Annotated in this window: 15 protein-coding genes and 3 pseudogenes; 14 read left to right on the top strand and 4 right to left on the bottom strand. The window is 49.7% G+C overall.

The window, feature by feature from the left end:
* Window positions 1–79: 79 nt before the first annotated feature.
* Window positions 80–1060: an IS5 family transposase gene (locus H045_RS21810; RefSeq protein ID WP_015371933.1), complete on the bottom strand. Its 981-nt coding sequence runs from the start codon at window positions 1058–1060 to the stop codon at window positions 80–82.
* 170 nt (window positions 1061–1230) lie between these two features.
* Complete coding sequence (locus H045_RS21815; RefSeq protein ID WP_015373451.1) at window positions 1231–1524, bottom strand: hypothetical protein; 294 nt, start codon at window positions 1522–1524, stop codon at window positions 1231–1233.
* A 150-nt stretch (window positions 1525–1674) separates the two neighbouring features.
* Between H045_RS21815 and H045_RS21825 the strand changes: the two are divergent.
* Window positions 1675–2813, top strand: a pseudogene (locus H045_RS21825) (hemagglutinin repeat-containing protein); the annotation flags it as partial.
* Window positions 2814–2848: 35 nt separating this feature from the next.
* Here the strand turns inward: H045_RS21825 and H045_RS24835 are convergent.
* Window positions 2849–4068, bottom strand: a protein-coding gene (locus tag H045_RS24835; protein WP_370467938.1) for an IS3 family transposase whose coding sequence is annotated in 2 segments (ribosomal slippage) — window positions 2849–3723 and window positions 3723–4068 — 1221 coding nt in all. Because the reading frame shifts where the segments join, the coding sequence is not laid out codon by codon here.
* A 74-nt stretch (window positions 4069–4142) separates the two neighbouring features.
* Here H045_RS24835 and H045_RS21840 point away from each other — a divergent pair.
* The 7 genes and pseudogenes from H045_RS21840 to H045_RS24845 all read left to right on the top strand — a co-directional run.
* Window positions 4143–5435 (top strand): annotated as a pseudogene (locus tag H045_RS21840) (DUF637 domain-containing protein); the annotation flags it as partial.
* Window positions 5436–5458: 23 nt separating this feature from the next.
* Window positions 5459–6678, top strand: a protein-coding gene (locus H045_RS24840; RefSeq protein ID WP_370467938.1) for an IS3 family transposase whose coding sequence is annotated in 2 segments (ribosomal slippage) — window positions 5459–5804 and window positions 5804–6678 — 1221 coding nt in all. Because the reading frame shifts where the segments join, the coding sequence is not laid out codon by codon here.
* A 173-nt stretch (window positions 6679–6851) separates the two neighbouring features.
* Entirely contained in the window at window positions 6852–7577 is a 726-nt protein-coding gene (locus tag H045_RS21855; protein WP_015373455.1) for a hypothetical protein, read from the top strand.
* A gap of 4 nt (window positions 7578–7581) precedes the next feature.
* On the top strand, window positions 7582–8307 hold the full coding sequence (locus H045_RS21860) for a hypothetical protein (RefSeq protein ID WP_015373456.1): 726 nt from the start codon (window positions 7582–7584) through the stop codon (window positions 8305–8307).
* Window positions 8308–8409: 102 nt separating this feature from the next.
* Window positions 8410–8730 (top strand): DUF6911 family protein, encoded by a 321-nt coding sequence (locus H045_RS25935; protein WP_425262175.1) that lies wholly within the window; start codon window positions 8410–8412, stop codon window positions 8728–8730.
* 149 nt (window positions 8731–8879) lie between these two features.
* Window positions 8880–9272 (top strand): hypothetical protein, encoded by a 393-nt coding sequence (locus H045_RS25595; protein ID WP_015373457.1) that lies wholly within the window; start codon window positions 8880–8882, stop codon window positions 9270–9272.
* A gap of 304 nt (window positions 9273–9576) precedes the next feature.
* Window positions 9577–10059, top strand: coding sequence for an SMI1/KNR4 family protein (locus tag H045_RS24845; RefSeq protein ID WP_060550529.1), 483 nt, complete (start codon window positions 9577–9579; stop codon window positions 10057–10059).
* 159 nt (window positions 10060–10218) lie between these two features.
* Here H045_RS24845 and H045_RS21870 read toward each other — a convergent pair whose 3' ends face one another.
* Entirely contained in the window at window positions 10219–10512 is a 294-nt protein-coding gene (locus tag H045_RS21870) for a hypothetical protein (RefSeq protein WP_015373459.1), read from the bottom strand.
* Window positions 10513–10662: 150 nt separating this feature from the next.
* Between H045_RS21870 and H045_RS21880 the strand changes: the two are divergent.
* The 6 genes and pseudogenes from H045_RS21880 to H045_RS21900 all read left to right on the top strand — a co-directional run.
* Window positions 10663–12023: pseudogene (locus H045_RS21880) on the top strand (hemagglutinin repeat-containing protein); the annotation flags it as partial.
* Between the two features lie 267 nt (window positions 12024–12290).
* Window positions 12291–12683 carry a hypothetical protein gene (locus H045_RS21885; RefSeq protein WP_015373461.1) on the top strand — a complete coding sequence of 131 codons (393 nt, stop codon included), beginning with the start codon at window positions 12291–12293 and terminating at the stop codon, window positions 12681–12683.
* 357 nt (window positions 12684–13040) lie between these two features.
* Window positions 13041–13385: a hypothetical protein gene (locus tag H045_RS24170; protein WP_157225373.1), complete on the top strand. Its 345-nt coding sequence runs from the start codon at window positions 13041–13043 to the stop codon at window positions 13383–13385.
* A 1021-nt stretch (window positions 13386–14406) separates the two neighbouring features.
* Window positions 14407–14712, top strand: coding sequence for a hypothetical protein (locus tag H045_RS21895; RefSeq protein ID WP_015373463.1), 306 nt, complete (start codon window positions 14407–14409; stop codon window positions 14710–14712).
* A 1075-nt stretch (window positions 14713–15787) separates the two neighbouring features.
* On the top strand, window positions 15788–16255 hold the full coding sequence (locus H045_RS25155; RefSeq protein WP_157225375.1) for a hypothetical protein: 468 nt from the start codon (window positions 15788–15790) through the stop codon (window positions 16253–16255).
* Window positions 16256–16376: 121 nt separating this feature from the next.
* Window positions 16377–17072, top strand: coding sequence for a hypothetical protein (locus H045_RS21900; protein ID WP_015373464.1), 696 nt, complete (start codon window positions 16377–16379; stop codon window positions 17070–17072).
* Window positions 17073–17229 lie beyond the last annotated feature (157 nt).

Genomic DNA, 17229 nt, shown 5'->3' on the forward strand with positions numbered 1-17229 from the left:
TTCCTCGGGACGCAGCGCTATTTGCCAAAAAACGACCGATGCTTCGTGTATTGAGGGCTATTTCGTCTGCTCTTCCGTGTTAAACACGCAACTCGCCCATACCCATCAGCTGTTTTCGAGCCATCCACAGGTTTGACAGGGCGAACAGCGTGGTCAACTGAGCTGTGTTTTTCATCAGCCCACGAAAGCGCACTTTAACGTAACCAAACTGCCGCTTGATCACCCGAAACGGATGCTCAACCTTGGCCCGTGTCTGAGCTTTGCAGTACTCGATCTTGCGCTTGGCTTTGTACAGCAGGCTGCGTTTATTCAACCTGGAATAGGTGCTGCGGCGGGCTGCGATTTGCCAGATAACTTCACGATTTTCATGCTCTTCACGCTTCTCGACACCGGTGTATCCAGCGTCCGCATACACCGCGTTTTCTTCGCCATGCAATAGTTCGGCGACCTGTGTGACATCGGCCACATTGGCGGCGGTGCCATGAACGTGATGAACCAGGCCGGACTCGACATCAGCGCCAATATGGGCCTTCATTCCGAAGAAATACTGATTACCTTTCCTGGTCTGATGCATCTCGGGATCGCGCTTGCCTTCCTCGTTCTTGGTGGAACTGGGGGCATGAATAATGGTGGCATCAACGATAGTGCCTTGACGCAGCGACAGGCCTTTTTCTTGTAAATAAGCGTTGATGACCGCGAGGATCGCAGGTGCGAGTTGATGCTGCTCCAGCAAGTGCCGGAAGTTCATGATCGTAGTGTCTTCCGGGATCGGCGCGCTCAACGTCAGGCGTGCGAATTGGCGCATGGGCGTGATTTCGTAGAGCGCTTCTTCCATGGCCGGGTCGCTCAGGGAGAACCAGTTCTGCAACAGATGGATGCGCAGCATGGTTTCCAGCGGATACGGTTTTCTGCCACCGCCGGCCTTGGGGTAGAACGGCTCGATCAGCCCCAGCAGGTCTGTCCAAGGCACGACTTGATCCATCTCGGCGAGGAAGCGTTCGCGGCGTGTCTGCTTACGTTTTCCGGCGTATTCGAAATCGGAAAAGCTCATCTGGCTCATGGGCGGCTCGGATCAGGTGGTCAGGCACATTTCATCACATTTGCGGACTTGTTCGGAGAATCCCTAAGGCGACATCGGTATCAGATATCCCCTTTGATGTTCTCTGGTTTTGTTGCGCTATTTTCCAAAGTTCTGCTCTTTAAAAATAAATTTATTTTTCTGCTTTAGATTTAAGCAGGGCGGTTACCAAATAACCGCCCATTTTTGTATAGGAAACTTGTGAATTCAACTTCCGCCCAACCACACCCATCCCTCAGCGGGATAGCCAGCAGCAGCGCAAAATCATACAACACAATCGCATCACTGTTGATTTCCTCCCGAAACGACAGGTTCTCCAAAAACTGCGTCACCGCACGAATACGATACGCGGCGGCGTCATAGAGAACATCGAGAGGCGCTTGCGTGTAGATCACCAGCGCGGGAATGGCTGAGTCGTGGCCTGTTAATGGCATGTATCGGTTCATCTTTAAGCTCTCTACTTAAGTGATAAATGCCATCATTCAAACGTCGCCAAACTTATGGGTGACAGCTGTACGCAGGTTGGCGAACCGGCAGTAGAGAAAACCGGCAGACCCGAAGGTCTCCCGCGCACGGCCTTCATAAAACGACTTTGCGACCAGTTCCGCTACCTGATGGACAACGCGCTGGCCAGCAAGGACGCCCTGACCCACGACATCGTGTGGGGGGAAACCGCGTGATCGACGGCCAGACCGTCCTCGTGCCCGTGCTTTACCTGGCCCAGGCCGAATCGCGCAATGTGCGCGGCAACAGCCTGATCCAGGGCCGCGACCTCAACCTGGTCACCGGCGGCGACCTCATCAACGTCGGCACCCTGCGCGCCAGCAACAACCTCACCGCCGCCAGCCGTGGCGGCAGCCTTTACACCGGCGGCCTCGTGGAAGCCGGCAACAACCTGAGCCTGCTGGCCGACGACAGCATTCGCAACGCCATGGCCGGCGAAATTCGCGGCAAGCAAGTCAGCCTCGCCGCACTCAAAGGCGACATCACCAACGACACCACCGCCATCCAGGTGCGTGACGGCGCGGGCATGCGCACCCTCACCGACACCAGCGCCGGCACCATCGTCGCCCGCGAAAACCTCGCCATGGACGCCGGCCGCGACCTCACCAACCGAGGCGCACTGGTCGCCGGCAACGACGCCACCCTGCGCGCCGGCCGCGACCTCAACCTGATCGCCGCCAGCGACACCAGCGTCAAACACGAGATCCGTGACGGCGGCGAAAAATCCAGCATCACCACCGACGTCAAAAACCTCGCCGCCAGCGTCACGGCGGGCGGCAACCTGACGATGAAAGCGGGGCAGGACGTCAACGTCATCGGCAGCAGCGCCACCGCCGGCAAAGACCTCACGGTCGAAGCCGGACGCGACTTCAACGTCGCGTCGGTCAGCGACATGCACAACGTCGAAGGCAAGGAGAAACACGGCAAGAAACGCATCAAGACCTCGGACGACCAGACCACCCAAGTGGCGAGCGTACTGACGGCGGGCGGGGATTTTGTCAGCCAGGCTGGACGTGATACGACGATTGTTGCGAGCAAGATCAGTGCGGGGAATGAGGCTTATCTGTATAGCGGGGATAAGTTGAGTTTGTTGGCGGCTGAGAACAGTACGCATACGTTGTATGACATGAAGAAAAACAGCGGCTGGGGTTCCAAGAAAACCCAGCGCGACGAGGTCACTCGTATTACCAACGTCGGTACTGAAATCAAGACCGGTGGCGACCTGATACTGGACTTGCCCCTACAAAACCGGACACCAACTCCCCGTCAAATTGATGCTGCTGCCAAGCGCCTGAACTCCCTCGGTGAGCGATAGTTCAAGGCGCTGTGCGGATGCTGCTCGTTGTAATGCTCGAAGGCAATTGCCAGGTTGCGCAGCGCCGTTTCTCGATCCGGCTTGGGCATGTGCGCAACGTAGTCACGTTTGATCGTCTTCACGAAGCTCTCGGCCATGCCGTTGCTCTGCGGGCTGCGCACCGGGGTGGTCACCGGCTGCAAACCGATCTGTCGAGCAAACAGGCGTGTCTGTTCGGCGGTGTACGCCGAGCCGTTGTCGCTTAGCCATTGAACCGGCGTTGCAGGCAGTTGATCACCGAAGCGTTTCTCTACGCTCTCCAGCATCAAGTCGCGGATGTCATCGCCGCTGTACCCGGTCGGACTCGCGACCCAGCCGATGGCTTCGCGGTCACAGCAATCCAGGGCGAAGGTCACGCTCAGTTTGGCGCCGTCCTCACAGCGGAACTCAAAGCCGTCCGAGCACCAACGCGTATCACTGGTTTGCACCGCAATACGACCCTCGTGCCGACGCGGCACGCCGGGCTGTTTGATGCGCCGCGCCAACAGCAGGTCGTGATCGCGCATGACCCGGTAAACCCGTTTCACATTGATCGCCGGCAGCGACTGGGTTTCACGGGCACGACGCAGCAATCCCCAAACACGACGGTAGCCATAGCTGGGCAGTTCGCTGATCTGTTGCTGGATTTCAACCACCAGATCAGCATCGTCCACAGGCCTGCGGCGCCGTACTTTGAGCGATACCGATTGCTTGATTCGAACCGTTAATTGCGAGCGCGCCACACCGAGACATTCGCTGACCAGCTTCACTGGTCGTCCCCCGGCAACAAGGGTGAGTGCGCAATCCATTTTCGCGACCGGGCGATCTCCACGGCCTCTTTGAGGATTTCTGCTTCCATCGTTTTCTTGCCCAGCATCCGTTGCAGTTCACGGATCTGCTTGAGCGCATCGCTCAGCTCCGAGGCGGGCACAACGGCTTCACCGGCACTGACCGCCGACAGACTGCCGTCCTGATATAACTTGCGCCATAGGAACAGCTGGTTGGCATTGATGCCGTTGCGTCGAGCGACCACCGAAACGCTTTGCCCTGGCTCAAGACTCTCGCGAACCATGGCCAGTTTTTGCTCCGGGCTCCAGCGGCGCCGCCGCTCCTGGCCCAAAAGCTCCCCACTCTTGTCGTTGCTATTAGTCATAAACATAACCGTTTGCCTATCCCTTATCGTAAGGGGGAAACGGTGTCCTGTCTTTCATGGGGCTCGTTCAGATACTCAAGAGTGAAGGAGATCAGACCTATCAACTTGCCAAGCTTCAAAGCGGCAAGGACATCACTCTGGACAGTGGTGGCGCGATTACTTTTGAAGCGGTTAAAGACCTGCATCAGGAGAACCATGAGAAGAGCAACAACAATGCGTTCTGGGTTTCTTCCAAGGGCAAGGGCAATACCGACGAGACCGTCCGCCAGAGTCAGCTGATCGCCGAAGGCAATGTGGCAATCAAAGCTGTCGCCGGCTTGAAGATCGACATCAACCAAGTCAATCAGGAGACAGTCAGCCAGTCCATTGATGCGATGGTTAAGGCCGATCCACAGTTGGCTTGGATCAAGGATGCTGAGAAACGTGGCGATGTGGACTGGAGGCAGGTCAAGGAGATCCACGACAGCTTCAAATACAGTAACTCGGGCCTGGGGCCTGCTTCGCATATCATTATTGCGATTGTGATGGCGGCAGTGGTTGGCCCTCTAGCAGCGGTTGCGGCAGGTGGCGGCACTGTGGGCGCTGTCGCTGGTGCTGTAGCAGCGGGGGCGTCTACGAACGCGACTGTCAGTGTAGTCAACAATCGGGGCAATCTTGGCGCTGTGCTTAAAGATGTGACTTCTTCTGATGCTATGAAGGGGTACGTCATTGCGGGTGCTACGGCAGGTCTGACGGCGGAATATTTTGGTGATTGGACTGGAACCGAAACAAACACGGCAACAGGGAAAATCACAACACCGGGAATATTGAATAGCTGGCGTGGTGTCGGCCAATTTGCGGCTAACCAAACGCTGCAAAGTGGTACTTCCATGTTGTTGAGCAAAGCGCTCGGGCAAGGTGGTAGTGCCAGCGATGCGCTTAAAAATGCGTTGTTTAATACGTTAGCGGCTGCCAGCTTCAATTTGTTGGGTAACTACACGAAAAATGTGTTCGCAGATGGTTCGGCACCAAAGGTCGCGATTCATGCCATGGTAGGCGGGCTGTTAGCGGAGGCCACTGGTGGAGACTTCAAAACCGGCGCATTGGCAGCAGGTGCGAGCGAGGCTCTAGTCACTCATCTGGATTCCTTGGTCAAAGGCGACGATGACTTGCTTACGATGAGTTCGCAAATCGTCGGTGTACTAGCTGCTGCAGCACAAGGGGATGTCGATGCTTCCAAGCTGGAAAAGGGCAGTTGGGTCGCTCAGAACGGAACGCAATACAACTATCTAAACCACAATCAGCTTGAAAGAGCCGCCAAGAAGATAGCCGTGTGCACGGTGAACGAGCCCCATGAAAGACAGGACACCGTTTCCCCCTTACGATAAGGGATAGGCAAACGGTTATGTTTATGACTAATAGCAACGACAAGAGTGGGGAGCTTTTGGGCCAGGAGCGGCGGCGCCGCTGGAGCCCGGAGCAAAAACTGGCCATGGTTCGCGAGAGTCTTGAGCCAGGGCAAAGCGTTTCGGTGGTCGCTCGACGCAACGGCATCAATGCCAACCAGCTGTTCCTATGGCGCAAGTTATATCAGGACGGCAGTCTGTCGGCGGTCAGTGCCGGTGAAGCCGTTGTGCCCGCCTCGGAGCTGAGCGATGCGCTCAAGCAGATCCGTGAACTGCAACGGATGCTGGGCAAGAAAACGATGGAAGCAGAAATCCTCAAAGAGGCCGTGGAGATCGCCCGGTCGCGAAAATGGATTGCGCACTCACCCTTGTTGCCGGGGGACGACCAGTGAAGCTGGTCAGCGAATGTCTCGGTGTGGCGCGCTCGCAATTAACGGTTCGAATCAAGCAATCGGTATCGCTCAAAGTACGGCGCCGCAGGCCTGTGGACGATGCTGATCTGGTGGTTGAAATCCAGCAACAGATCAGCGAACTGCCCAGCTATGGCTACCGTCGTGTTTGGGGATTGCTGCGTCGTGCCCGTGAAACCCAGTCGCTGCCGGCGATCAATGTGAAACGGGTTTACCGGGTCATGCGCGATCACGACCTGCTGTTGGCGCGGCGCATCAAACAGCCCGGCGTGCCGCGTCGGCACGAGGGTCGTATTGCGGTGCAAACCAGTGATACGCGTTGGTGCTCGGACGGCTTTGAGTTCCGCTGTGAGGACGGCGCCAAACTGAGCGTGACCTTCGCCCTGGATTGCTGTGACCGCGAAGCCATCGGCTGGGTCGCGAGTCCGACCGGGTACAGCGGCGATGACATCCGCGACTTGATGCTGGAGAGCGTAGAGAAACGCTTCGGTGATCAACTGCCTGCAACGCCGGTTCAATGGCTAAGCGACAACGGCTCGGCGTACACCGCCGAACAGACACGCCTGTTTGCTCGACAGATCGGTTTGCAGCCGGTGACCACCCCGGTGCGCAGCCCGCAGAGCAACGGCATGGCCGAAAGCTTTGTGAAGACGATCAAACGTGACTACGTTGCGCACATGCCCAAGCCGGATCGAGAAACGGCGCTGCGCAACCTGGCAATTGCCTTCGAGCATTACAACGAGCAGCATCCGCACAGCGCCTTGAACTATCGCTCACCGAGGGAGTTCAGGCGCTTGGCAGCAGCATCAATTTGACGGGGAGTTGGTGTCCGGTTTTGTAGGGGCAAGTCCACACGGATACCTCCTGCATTGAAGACACCACTCGTAAATTTAAAGAGTTGAGTCTTCAGCAGGATATTGAAGCAATAGCGGGCTGTAAGGCTGATCCTTCGACTTGTGCGGCACGGTCGAAAGAAGTCGCCAATACCATGGCAGACCTGAACCCCATCAAAGATATTGTGGAATATGGCTCACCGAAGGCTCGAGAAGCAGTACAGAACCTCATTAATTCAAACTTTGAATTCCAGGAGATGTTAGCAACAGCGACGACTGAGCATACTGTAGGAGCTATGGTCGATACGCTTAAGGCGAAATGGAACCTCAGCGACGCCCAGGCGCAGGAAATTACGAATGATCTCAAAATTGCTCTTGCGGTTGGATTGGGTACAGCTGCGGGAGCGTTGGCTTACAAGCGCGCCATTGCGAGTGGTAAAAAGCCGCCCCAACCTTCAAAACCGGATCTCATGCCGGAAGGCGGGAAAAATGTCTGGGATCTTGAACTTCGTGCTCGGGGCAGGCAGATTGAGTCAACGCTAACAGACACAGATTATAAGGACTGGGCTCGAACGGATAATTTAATAAATCCCAAGACAGGACAACCATTTAAATCCAATAATTTTCCAGTCATTGACTTTCAGCTTGATAATAATGTAGTAAGCTTGAAAACAATTGATACGCGGGGTAAAGGGTGGTCTTATGATATGAGAACGCATATAGATACCTTACAAAGCTCGAAAATTACTGTGGATGGCATCCCGGCGACGAAGATTCTAGATGTCCGAGTTCAGCCTGGTGGATTGGCTGATTCGAGTAAACTTATAGAGTATGGTAAGCAACGTAATATTACAGTCATTATTAAAGAGTTTGGCGGCTAGTCATATGTTTGAGGTTGAAATTGTTTTTAGTGAAGGCTTATACGATAGGTCTCTAGATATATGGGGGCGATTAGTGCAACAGCTCAATGACTTCAACCACTTCGAGGTAGTTGATGGGTTTACTGGTAAGAAAATGTTATTGAGCGAAGTTTCGTGTTACTTGAGGGAAAATAAGAGCAAGAGTTTTTTTATTGAATTGGCGGGGGGGACTATCGAATTTTCGCTTGTGGCGGATAAAGAACTGTGCCGACTAGATATAAAGAATTTCGCAACTTCTCTTGAGATGGCACAATCGTTGATTTCTGCATTAATAGATGAGCCGGCTTTCGTTCAGGCTCGAGTTTACGACGCTGAATATGATCGGTGGCAAAATGCCGAGAGTCTCACACTCTTCGACGTGGCCCATGTTGAGCACACCCATCTGCCTAAAAAAAGTAATGGATTACCTTTTCCGCTTACCCAAGAAATTGTAGACATCTCAAATAATCCTGGGCGCTGGGTTTTGAGGGAAGGGTATATAGAGGCTGTTGGTTCGCCAATGTGGGTTAGTAGGTCTTTGCTTAACTCATTAGGCGTGGACGAAAAAGAATTGATGAATGTCGACTGTTTTTTCGTGGAAGATATGGGTGATGTTTTGAAGATTGTTGCCTGCGAGCAGTGTTTCACAGTTGATGTAGGAATCCAGGCTGAGAAGCAAGTCATGCTGAGGAGAATTTTATTTAAAGTGTGAAGTCTAGAACCGTGCAATGAAAGCGGGCTGAAAAAGGGCCAGCTTTATTTGAAGCTAGAGGCACTAGAGAAATAAATTGTTCGCCAACCGTCCTTGGAAAATGTGAGATCCATTATAAGCAAATACAGAGAAGTTGACGGCGCCGCTTCGTTGTCTATTTCGCCGGCGCTTGAATATGGACCGTATGAGATTAATCTATACGCTGATTCTGGAAATTATCTTTTGATGCTAAATCAATCTTTTGAAGATGGGGAGCATATCGTGCGTACTTTTGATAATGCGTCGGGGAGGACAAGTTCAGTTGAGATTTTGGGCGGCTATTATCCGGCGAGTTTCGTAACAAGAGATATAAGCGTCGTCACTTCTTGTTTTCAAGAGTTTTTAAATTTTGGGGGTGTGAGTTCGTTCGTCTTGAGTGCATAGAAATAATAGAAAGGGAATAAAGGAATAAAAGGCGACAGATTTATTTTAATTTGAGATAGCAGTAAAAATTCAATTTAATAAATCTGTCTCCTTTTGTTCTCGAAAATCGATCCTTCTCTTTTGCCGGATTTACCAAGAGGAAGAAATTGATGCCTACCCTTTTAAATGACTGGTGCGTCTTTTGTAAGGGAAGAACTTATTTTGATAAGTCGCACTTTTTAGCGTTGTTTAAAGTACATTCTTCTCTACCTGAAATCACTAAAGCGTTAAGCTATTTTCCTCAAGCTGACAGTTTGGTGTCGCGCGTGAATGAGGTGATTCAGGCTGGTACGCTTGACGATAAGTTGTATCTATGCCCGACGATTGAATCTAGCGACTTTGAGTTGATGCAAAAGGCAAAACGCTGGTTGCAAGCTCAGGAAAGTTTCTGTAAGTCTCTTGGAGACGATGAGTTATACAAAATATACCAGCGTGCCAAATTGTTTTATGGGAATAAAGATCAGTTTGACGATTTTGATAAATTGGACGTTCCCAGCAACTGAGTACTTGAGTTGGTGGGGGATAAGGTCAGGGATTGCAGGTTACTAAAAACAGAGCAAGAGTATGCACTGTTTGAGGCCCTTTACGGAGTTGCCGCTGATTATTATTTAGCTTGGTATATGGGGCAGCCTTTAATAAAGCTGGATTTTGACTTTCGTTCATATTTTGAATTTTGGCGCTTGGGCGGTGTTGGGTATTTCAATGAAGATAAATTCCTTGTTTTTCGAAAATAAAAGAGAGAGGGAGAAGTTTATTCATAATTGTGCGCGTCACGTCGGGTGGGAATCGATGAGTAAGGGGCAATAAATGATCGCTGGAGTAAGTTTTGATTCTTATTATGGTCAAGGTGATTCTGCTGATATAGAAGCCTTTGAAGCATTGGCGGGTATAGTTTTTCCTGCGAAATACAAGGAAGTTTCAGTAGGATTTAATGGCGCGTTTATTTTAAATAAACCTGTTTTCAATTTTTACAATCGTCTTCTCGGCGAGGATGTTACGACCAGCGCTGGTATGTTTTTACCTTTCGGTGAAATCGAAGGCTCATTCGAGACAATGGAAATGAAATACTGTCATCCGCCAGAAGATTTCGTTCAAGGTTTAATTATTTTCTCAGTATTAGGGAACGGAGATGCGCTCTGTTTTGATTATCGTAAAAACCGGCTTTCTGATGACCCAGAAGTGATGATGTGGCATCATGAGGCCGTCCCAGGTAGCGATTCCGAACTATCATTTGTCGCTTCTTCATTTTCAGAATTTTTAGACCAGTTATTTGAGCGGCCGCCCGAATAATAAGAGATTTAGAGAGATCTTATTGGAATTGGTGTCGGTCAAAATTTAATTTCTAAGGCGACATCGGTATCAGATATCCCCTTTGATGTTCTCTGGTTTTGTTGCGCTATTTTCCAAAGTTCTGCTCTTTAAAAATAAATTTATTTTTCTGCTTTAGATTTAAGCAGGGCGGTTACCAAATAACCGCCCATTTTTGTATAGGAAACTTGTGAATTCAACTTCCGCCCAACCACACCCATCCCTCAGCGGGATAGCCAGCAGCAGCGCAAAATCATACAACACAATCGCATCACTGCTGATTTCCTCCCGAAACGACAGGTTCTCCAAAAACTGCGTCACCGCGCGAATACGATACGCGGCGGCGTCATAGAGAACATCGAGAGGCGCTTGCGTGTAGATCACCAGCGCGGGAATGGCTGAGTCGTGGCCTGTTAATGGCATGTATCGGTTCATCTTTAAGCTCTCTACTTAAGTGATAAATGCCATCATTCAAACGTCGCCAAACTTATGGGTGACAGCTGTACGCAGGTTGGCGAACCGGCAGTAGAGAAAACCGGCAGACCCGAAGGTCTCCCGCGCACGGCCTTCATAAAACGACTTTGCGACCAGATCCGCTACCTGATGGACAACGCGCTGGCCAGCAAGGACGCCCTGACCCACGACATCGTGTGGGGGGAAACCGCGTGATCGACGGCCAGACCGTCCTCGTGCCCGTGCTTTACCTGGCCCAGGCCGAATCGCGCAATGTGCGCGGCAACAGCCTGATCCAGGGCCGCGACCTCAACCTGGTCACCGGCGGCGACCTCATCAACGTCGGCACCCTGCGCGCCAGCAACAACCTCACCGCCGCCAGCCGTGGCGGCAGCCTTTACACCGGCGGCCTCGTGGAAGCCGGCAACAACCTGAGCCTGCTGGCCGACGACAGCATTCGCAACGCCATGGCCGGCGAAATTCGCGGCAAGCAAGTCAGCCTCGCCGCACTCAAAGGCGACATCACCAACGACACCACCGCCATCCAGGTGCGTGACGGCGCCGGCATGCGCACCCTCACCGACACCAGCGCCGGCACCATCGTCGCCCGCGAAAATCTCGCCATGGACGCTGGCCGCGACCTCACCAACCGAGGCGCACTGGTCGCCGGCAACGACGCCACCCTGCGCGCCGGCCGCGACCTCAACCTCATCGCCGCCAGCGTCACGGCGGGCGGCAACCTGACGATGAAAGCGGGGCAGGACGTCAACGTCATCGGCAGCAGCGCCACCGCCGGCAAAGACCTCACGGTCGAAGCCGGACGCGACTTCAACGTCGCGTCGGTCAGCGATATGCACAACGTCGAAGGCAAAGAGAAGCATGGCAAGAAACGCATCAAGACCTCGGACGACCAGACCACCCAAGTGGCGAGCGTACTGACGGCGGGTGGGGATTTTGTCAGCCAGGCCGGGCGTGATACGACGATTGTTGCGAGCAAGATCAGTGCGGGGAATGAGGCTTATCTGTATAGCGGGGATAAGTTGAGTTTGTTGGCGGCGCAGGACAGCACCTACAGCCTTTACGACATGAAAAAGAAGGGAGGCTGGGGCGCCAAGGAAACCAAGCGGGATGAAGTCACGCGTGTCACCAATGTAGGAGCTGAGATCAAGACCGGTGGTGATTTGTCACTGGTCAGTGGTGGGGAACAACTCTACCAGCGTGCCAAGCTGAACAGCGGTAACGATCTGACGATTGCCAGCGGCGGTGCGGTGACGTTTGAAGCGGTGAAGGACCTGCATCAAGAGAGTCACGAGAAGAGTAAGAGTGACTTGGCTTGGACCAGTGCCAAGGGCAAGGGTAATACCGACGAGACGTTGCGCCAGAGTGAGTTGCAGGCGCAGGGGGCGTTTGCGATCAAGGCTGTTAATGGGCTGAAGATCGATATCAAACAGATAGATCAGAACACGGTTAGCCAGACGATTGATGTGATGGTCAACCGGGTAAAAGCCGCGGTGAAGTCTACTATCCGCAAGGGACAGATCCCGCGAAAGGAGAGCACATACGGGTTATGCCCCCTGGATCGTCATCTGTTCCAGGTTATGAGAATGGCTACTGGCGCTGGCAAAATTCAGGGAAGCAGCCGATGAATCCTGCGACTGGGAAGCCTGGGATCGGTCAGGGAGACACGCATATTCCGCTTCCTCTTGATTCTTCACCCCCCGTTCGTCGCTGAACGTTTATAGATTAATTTAGAGGGACGTATGAGCACTTTGTCAGATGATTTTGATTTTTCTCTGCTTTCTGGCTGTTATCTGGAAATGGTTTGTTTTGGCGTGCGTATCACGAGGTTTGATTTTTCAAGACCGCAGACATTCGCTGGTGTGTCGCCCTATAAAGTTTCATTCTGTGTAGAAGCCGGGTTGAAATATGAAATTGACGACATCGTGGGGCAGCGCGAATTTAATGACTCGTCTACCAGTGCGCCTTTATTAGATTTTTTATTAATGGACGTTGAGTCTGTTGAGGAAGTCGAGCCTGATACATTACAAATAATATTCAGCACGGGAGCGAAAATTACTATGGAGCCGGATGTTGCAGATGGTTATGAGTCTTATTCGATTTATTTGGATTCCGGTGACATCATCGTCGTCTGAACGGGTAAGAGCCGAGGAAGGAGGCAGATTTATTCGAGTTCGAGGTGACAGTAAAAAAGCCTCATAAATCTTTCCTCCTCATTTTTAAATAAGGCAAAAAAGTGCAAAATAGGACAAATTTTTTAACTTGAGCTGGGAAAGCGCTTTAAATAACTGCGTCGACCTTTATTTGATCATTTGTTTAAAGGCGGAATTAATGGGTAATTTAATTAAAGTTATAAAAACCTGCCTTCGATTTAGAAGGTCAGAAAAACTGCTCAAGGATTGGCATTACTAGACGCGGTAATATGCCGCAACGGGAGTGCAAGTACTTTTCTTTCAATTATAATTGGGATGGGTGAAGAGATGATGGCATCCATGAAGAACGGTGAGGGGGGCGAATATTTTATGCGCTTTACTTGTGAAGTAGGTGTAGGTAAAGTTCTAGATGAAAATCCATTGTCGAATCCGCACGAGTATTTGGATGACGTGCCCGAAAAATTCCGAGCTTTTAAAGATGAACTTGCACTTTTCAAAAATAATGCAAGTTTTTTCTGGAGGAAAATTAATCAAAGCTCATCGCAGGCATTACCGGATAAATTGAAGCGGCTTCAGCTTATGGGTTTCTTCCAAGAAGGTGCTGTTACCTATAAAAGTTTGCTGAAAACTATTATGAAAGAAAAATTGATATCAATATTGTTGAGACAGTTCTCGAATCGTTGATAGTAACGACAGAACAGTTGACTGTACTTGATTCTGAACTTGGTTTCGGCGATTTAGATGATGATTTTCAAGAGATTTTAGATGGTACAATTTGATTGAAGATGTCTAGGTTGTTAATTTTATATATGCGCTCTTTAAAAACTTACCTATTTTGATTGGGTTTAGGTGTTCTCAAGTAGGGCGGTTGAAAACCGCCCATTTTTTATTATGAAGTTTGCGAATTAAATTTCCTTCCAATTGCATCAAAAGAGCATTAATGGGCAACCTGTGAGTGCGCAGCATTATCCGCCTACAGGTGCAGAATTGAAGAGTGGGAAATAATGTACACACAAAATGATCTTGCTAATGATCTTGAAAAAAATTATCCGCAGGGTTCGACGTATTTAGGATTTCTAAATTTGCGTTTGAAATTTATGAGCGCCATGGATTAGAAATCACTCCTCCGATGGATCGAATACTTTTCTCATTGATGGTAATGGAAGAAGGGGAAGAGTTTGAGCTGACAGAAACTGAATTTTTAAATTTGCTCTCAGAACTTAGAATTATGGATTGACAGAGCTCAAAATGGAGAAAAGGGGACAGATTTATTTAAAGAGTTAAAAATCGTGTTAAATAAATCTGTCCCCTTTTGTTGAGGTCTAGCCGAAGAGTTCACGTTCACCCCGGTTGATATCAAGGTTCCACGGGACGCGATGCAAACTGCTGCTGGGAAGACCGGTAGAGAAACTGATGTAGGCGGACACGCACAAGCGTGTAGTCAGGGTGGGACATGCGATGGTTACAACTTATTCGCCCAAGATCAGTACTTCAATAGCTCAGCGTATAAGGTGTTTTACGAACACAAAATCAAGAGCGCTTTGAACGATCCAAATAAAGTAGTAGGGCCGACAACTATAAAATTTAATCGCGAAGATCCTCGATCGTTGCGCCCTGATACGTTGGATGTTACTTATACAATCGATGGAAAGCGTCAAACTGTTCGATTTGAAAATGAAGCTCGCAGAATACCGGAGCATAAAGAATGATTACCAAAGATATAGAAATTGTTAAAAGTATTTTTGAATTGCTTCAGTCAGGAATTGTTGAAGATTATGATGCATTCAAGTATGAGACTGAGGTGTGCGATGGATACATGATCGAAGAAATCTCCATTGAGAAAAATGGCGTGGTAAATGAACAGCCGCAAACTGATTTCAATGGTGCTGTTTTGTATCGATTAATTAAGGAGTTGAAGGCTAGCGCAGCATCGCGGGGTGAGAACTGGAGTTCTTTTGTGATGAGTTATGATGTTGGTGGGCAAGTAAAGACGAATTTCGTTTATCCGTGAGTAAAAATGTGAAAGTTATTTTTTGAATGTAGTTTATTGTCAATTTGGTTTGTGTCAAGAGGAGGGCTATATAAAAGGGGTGGGTTTATTTGAGAAAAGGGGAGAAAACGTGAACGAAATTAGCGTAATAATGGTAGTTGTATTTCTGATTGCGGGTTGCGCGCCGTCATGGTCTGCGTGGGTATCCAGTAAAGATGGATGGTAGGTACCAATTTTGAATCTCACGTATACAGCATTTGCTCGCGCACGCCCCATACATGTACTGAGCCATTTTGGTCCCCCGCTAACTAAGAAAAAACGTTCGATAGGGTAGTAAAAGAAAGCAGCGGGACGCGCTACTACATAACCTGGATCAGGGATTGCCGCTATTCGGTACTTGTATCTTCGGAAAGTAAGGTGGTTTCATGGAAATATGAAATTAATAATTTAAAAAGTTGATTTGTTTTTTGGTGTGATAGGTATAAAGAAAAGGGGTGTGGACTTATTTAAATTTGCGCTGGGAAAGCTATTAAATAAATCTGTACCTTTTAAAGGTTGGAGCGCTCAGGTCAATATCTCCAGTGTTGCAATCAGGAAGAAGTATTGAATGAGGTCGCTATGATTGTCCAAGCGCCAGGGAGATAGCTTGTTAGAGTGTTTAGTATTTATTGGGTAGATGGTGAAAGATTTTATTGAGCGACTCCCTATGAGGGTTATAGGGGCCTAATGACACTCAGTCATAAAGACGTCTCCTGTAATCGATGGTTCTTTATCAAGTGATTTATTTATTTGTAAGGACGCTGCTGGGCAAGACATGATTATGCGTTGGGCTGCAGACGATATTATTGATGATTTAGCTGATCGCAATCCCGTTGCCTTGGCAGATTTTTGAGGATTCATAACTGGTCACTTAGATAATATCTTCAGGAAAATGGCTGCGTGACTCTATTTCACACCGGAGGTCCTAAAAAAACGAGAAAAAATCCCAGCTAACAATGTGAGTTGTCAACGAAAACGTGACTATGGTTAATTACAAGATCAGTTTTGATTTTGGTTGCAACTTAATATTTTGTGACATCAACCAGGAAGTTGCACCATGACGTTAAACGCCTATCCTCGAATAAAAGTTTTTTTCGCATTCCTGCTATGCCCTCTTTTTTCGGGATTAGTAGCTGTGCCTTTTATATTAATTTCGATAATGGTTACTGTACTTGGAAACTCATCATTAATTGGAGAGGTGAGAGGAGCGGAAGTCTTCTCACTTTTTGTTACCGTGCCCATAATGGCTCAGTTGATCTTTCTTTTTCCGGCATTAGCATTAGCAATTTCACTTGTTTTCCTCAAGGTTGAGCGTAAAGCTAATGTGCACTGGGTAATATCAATTGTAGCCGCCACTGTTTCGGCTGCATGGATGTTTGGTCTTGTTTTTTTCTTTATAGGTAAGGTTGAAGGATATGGAGTGATGAGGAATATGTTTCCTGTATTTTTGAGTTTTGTGTTGGGAGGAATATCTACATGGGTGGCTGCTTATTGGTCCCTTCCGCAACGGCAATCCAGTGAGTGATCGGCGAGATTGGAGAAGCTGGTTTTCTTTTGAAGTTGGCTGCGTTTGTTGATAGTGAGCAATAATGTAATCGAGTTGCTATTGGTGTATTTCAGCTTTCAGATATTCAGGAATATAAAAAATGAAAATTCTTTTCTCCGCTTTTTGTACGTTATTTCTACTGAGTGGTTGTGCCACCAAAGACCTGAGTATTGAGAACCGCCAAAAGATTAAGACACTCGCTGTCTTGCCTGCCTCTTTTCCTGAACAGCAGTTCAAGTACACCAGCATGGATCAGGCATGGGGCGCAGGCCTGGGTGCTGGTACCGGGGTGGCTGTGGGAATGGCGTCGGGTGCGTCCAAAGTCGCAACCAGTGCAATGGCTGGCGCGGGTTTGGCAATGGGCGCGAAAGTAGCAGATGGCGGGGCTTTAAGTCCTCGTCAGGCAATTTTGTTGAACTTGCAGCGCAATCAAATAGATCCGGGGCAATTGTTTAAGCAGCAATTGGAGGCTCGGATCACAGCTGAGCAATTATTCAAGATTGTTCCAGACGGCAGCGGAGCGGACGCCCATATGGAATTTGTCATATCGGAGTGGGGCTTTGCCCTGAAAAATTATAGCTCAGAGCTTTATCCCACTGTTGGCGTTGTTGCGACCATGAAGCGCGGGGACATGGCCGTCTGGAGGAATTTCGAAACGATCACAGCGTTCAGTGACGGAAATACCTTGGCGTACACACCTCAGCAGTACGCAACAGACCCTGAAGTTCTCCGTGGCGCTTTGCAACATGCTTTCGAATTAGCGATAGAGAAGCTAATGGCTGATTTAAAACAATAGAAATTATGACGGAAAGCGTAAGTCCATTTTATTGAAAGGCAGAACTTTATTATTTCCCCGAGGCGGGTGTGCTGCCTAAGTTGATAACGCAGCACGCGACAGGGCACAGATTATTCAGTCGTGCAGTTCACGCATAAAACGGGCGACACTACGGCCG

The sequence above is a fragment of the Pseudomonas poae RE*1-1-14 genome, from assembly GCF_000336465.1.
Lineage (GTDB): Bacteria > Pseudomonadota > Gammaproteobacteria > Pseudomonadales > Pseudomonadaceae > Aquipseudomonas > Aquipseudomonas poae.

What these genes read in the sequence shown, in the direction of transcription:
- H045_RS21810 (WP_015371933.1), bottom strand. Translation starts at nt 1,060, where the DNA reads ATGAGCCAGATGAGCTTTTCCGATTTCGAATACGCCGGAAAACGTAAG.
- H045_RS21815 (WP_015373451.1), bottom strand. Translation starts at nt 1,524, where the DNA reads ATGAACCGATACATGCCATTAACAGGCCACGACTCAGCCATTCCCGCG.
- H045_RS21855 (WP_015373455.1), top strand. Translation starts at nt 6,852, where the DNA reads ATGGCAGACCTGAACCCCATCAAAGATATTGTGGAATATGGCTCACCG.
- H045_RS21860 (WP_015373456.1), top strand. Translation starts at nt 7,582, where the DNA reads ATGTTTGAGGTTGAAATTGTTTTTAGTGAAGGCTTATACGATAGGTCT.
- H045_RS25595 (WP_015373457.1), top strand. Translation starts at nt 8,880, where the DNA reads ATGCCTACCCTTTTAAATGACTGGTGCGTCTTTTGTAAGGGAAGAACT.
- H045_RS24845 (WP_060550529.1), top strand. Translation starts at nt 9,577, where the DNA reads ATGATCGCTGGAGTAAGTTTTGATTCTTATTATGGTCAAGGTGATTCT.
- H045_RS21870 (WP_015373459.1), bottom strand. Translation starts at nt 10,512, where the DNA reads ATGAACCGATACATGCCATTAACAGGCCACGACTCAGCCATTCCCGCG.
- H045_RS21885 (WP_015373461.1), top strand. Translation starts at nt 12,291, where the DNA reads ATGAGCACTTTGTCAGATGATTTTGATTTTTCTCTGCTTTCTGGCTGT.
- H045_RS24170 (WP_157225373.1), top strand. Translation starts at nt 13,041, where the DNA reads ATGAAGAACGGTGAGGGGGGCGAATATTTTATGCGCTTTACTTGTGAA.
- H045_RS21895 (WP_015373463.1), top strand. Translation starts at nt 14,407, where the DNA reads ATGATTACCAAAGATATAGAAATTGTTAAAAGTATTTTTGAATTGCTT.
- H045_RS25155 (WP_157225375.1), top strand. Translation starts at nt 15,788, where the DNA reads ATGACGTTAAACGCCTATCCTCGAATAAAAGTTTTTTTCGCATTCCTG.
- H045_RS21900 (WP_015373464.1), top strand. Translation starts at nt 16,377, where the DNA reads ATGAAAATTCTTTTCTCCGCTTTTTGTACGTTATTTCTACTGAGTGGT.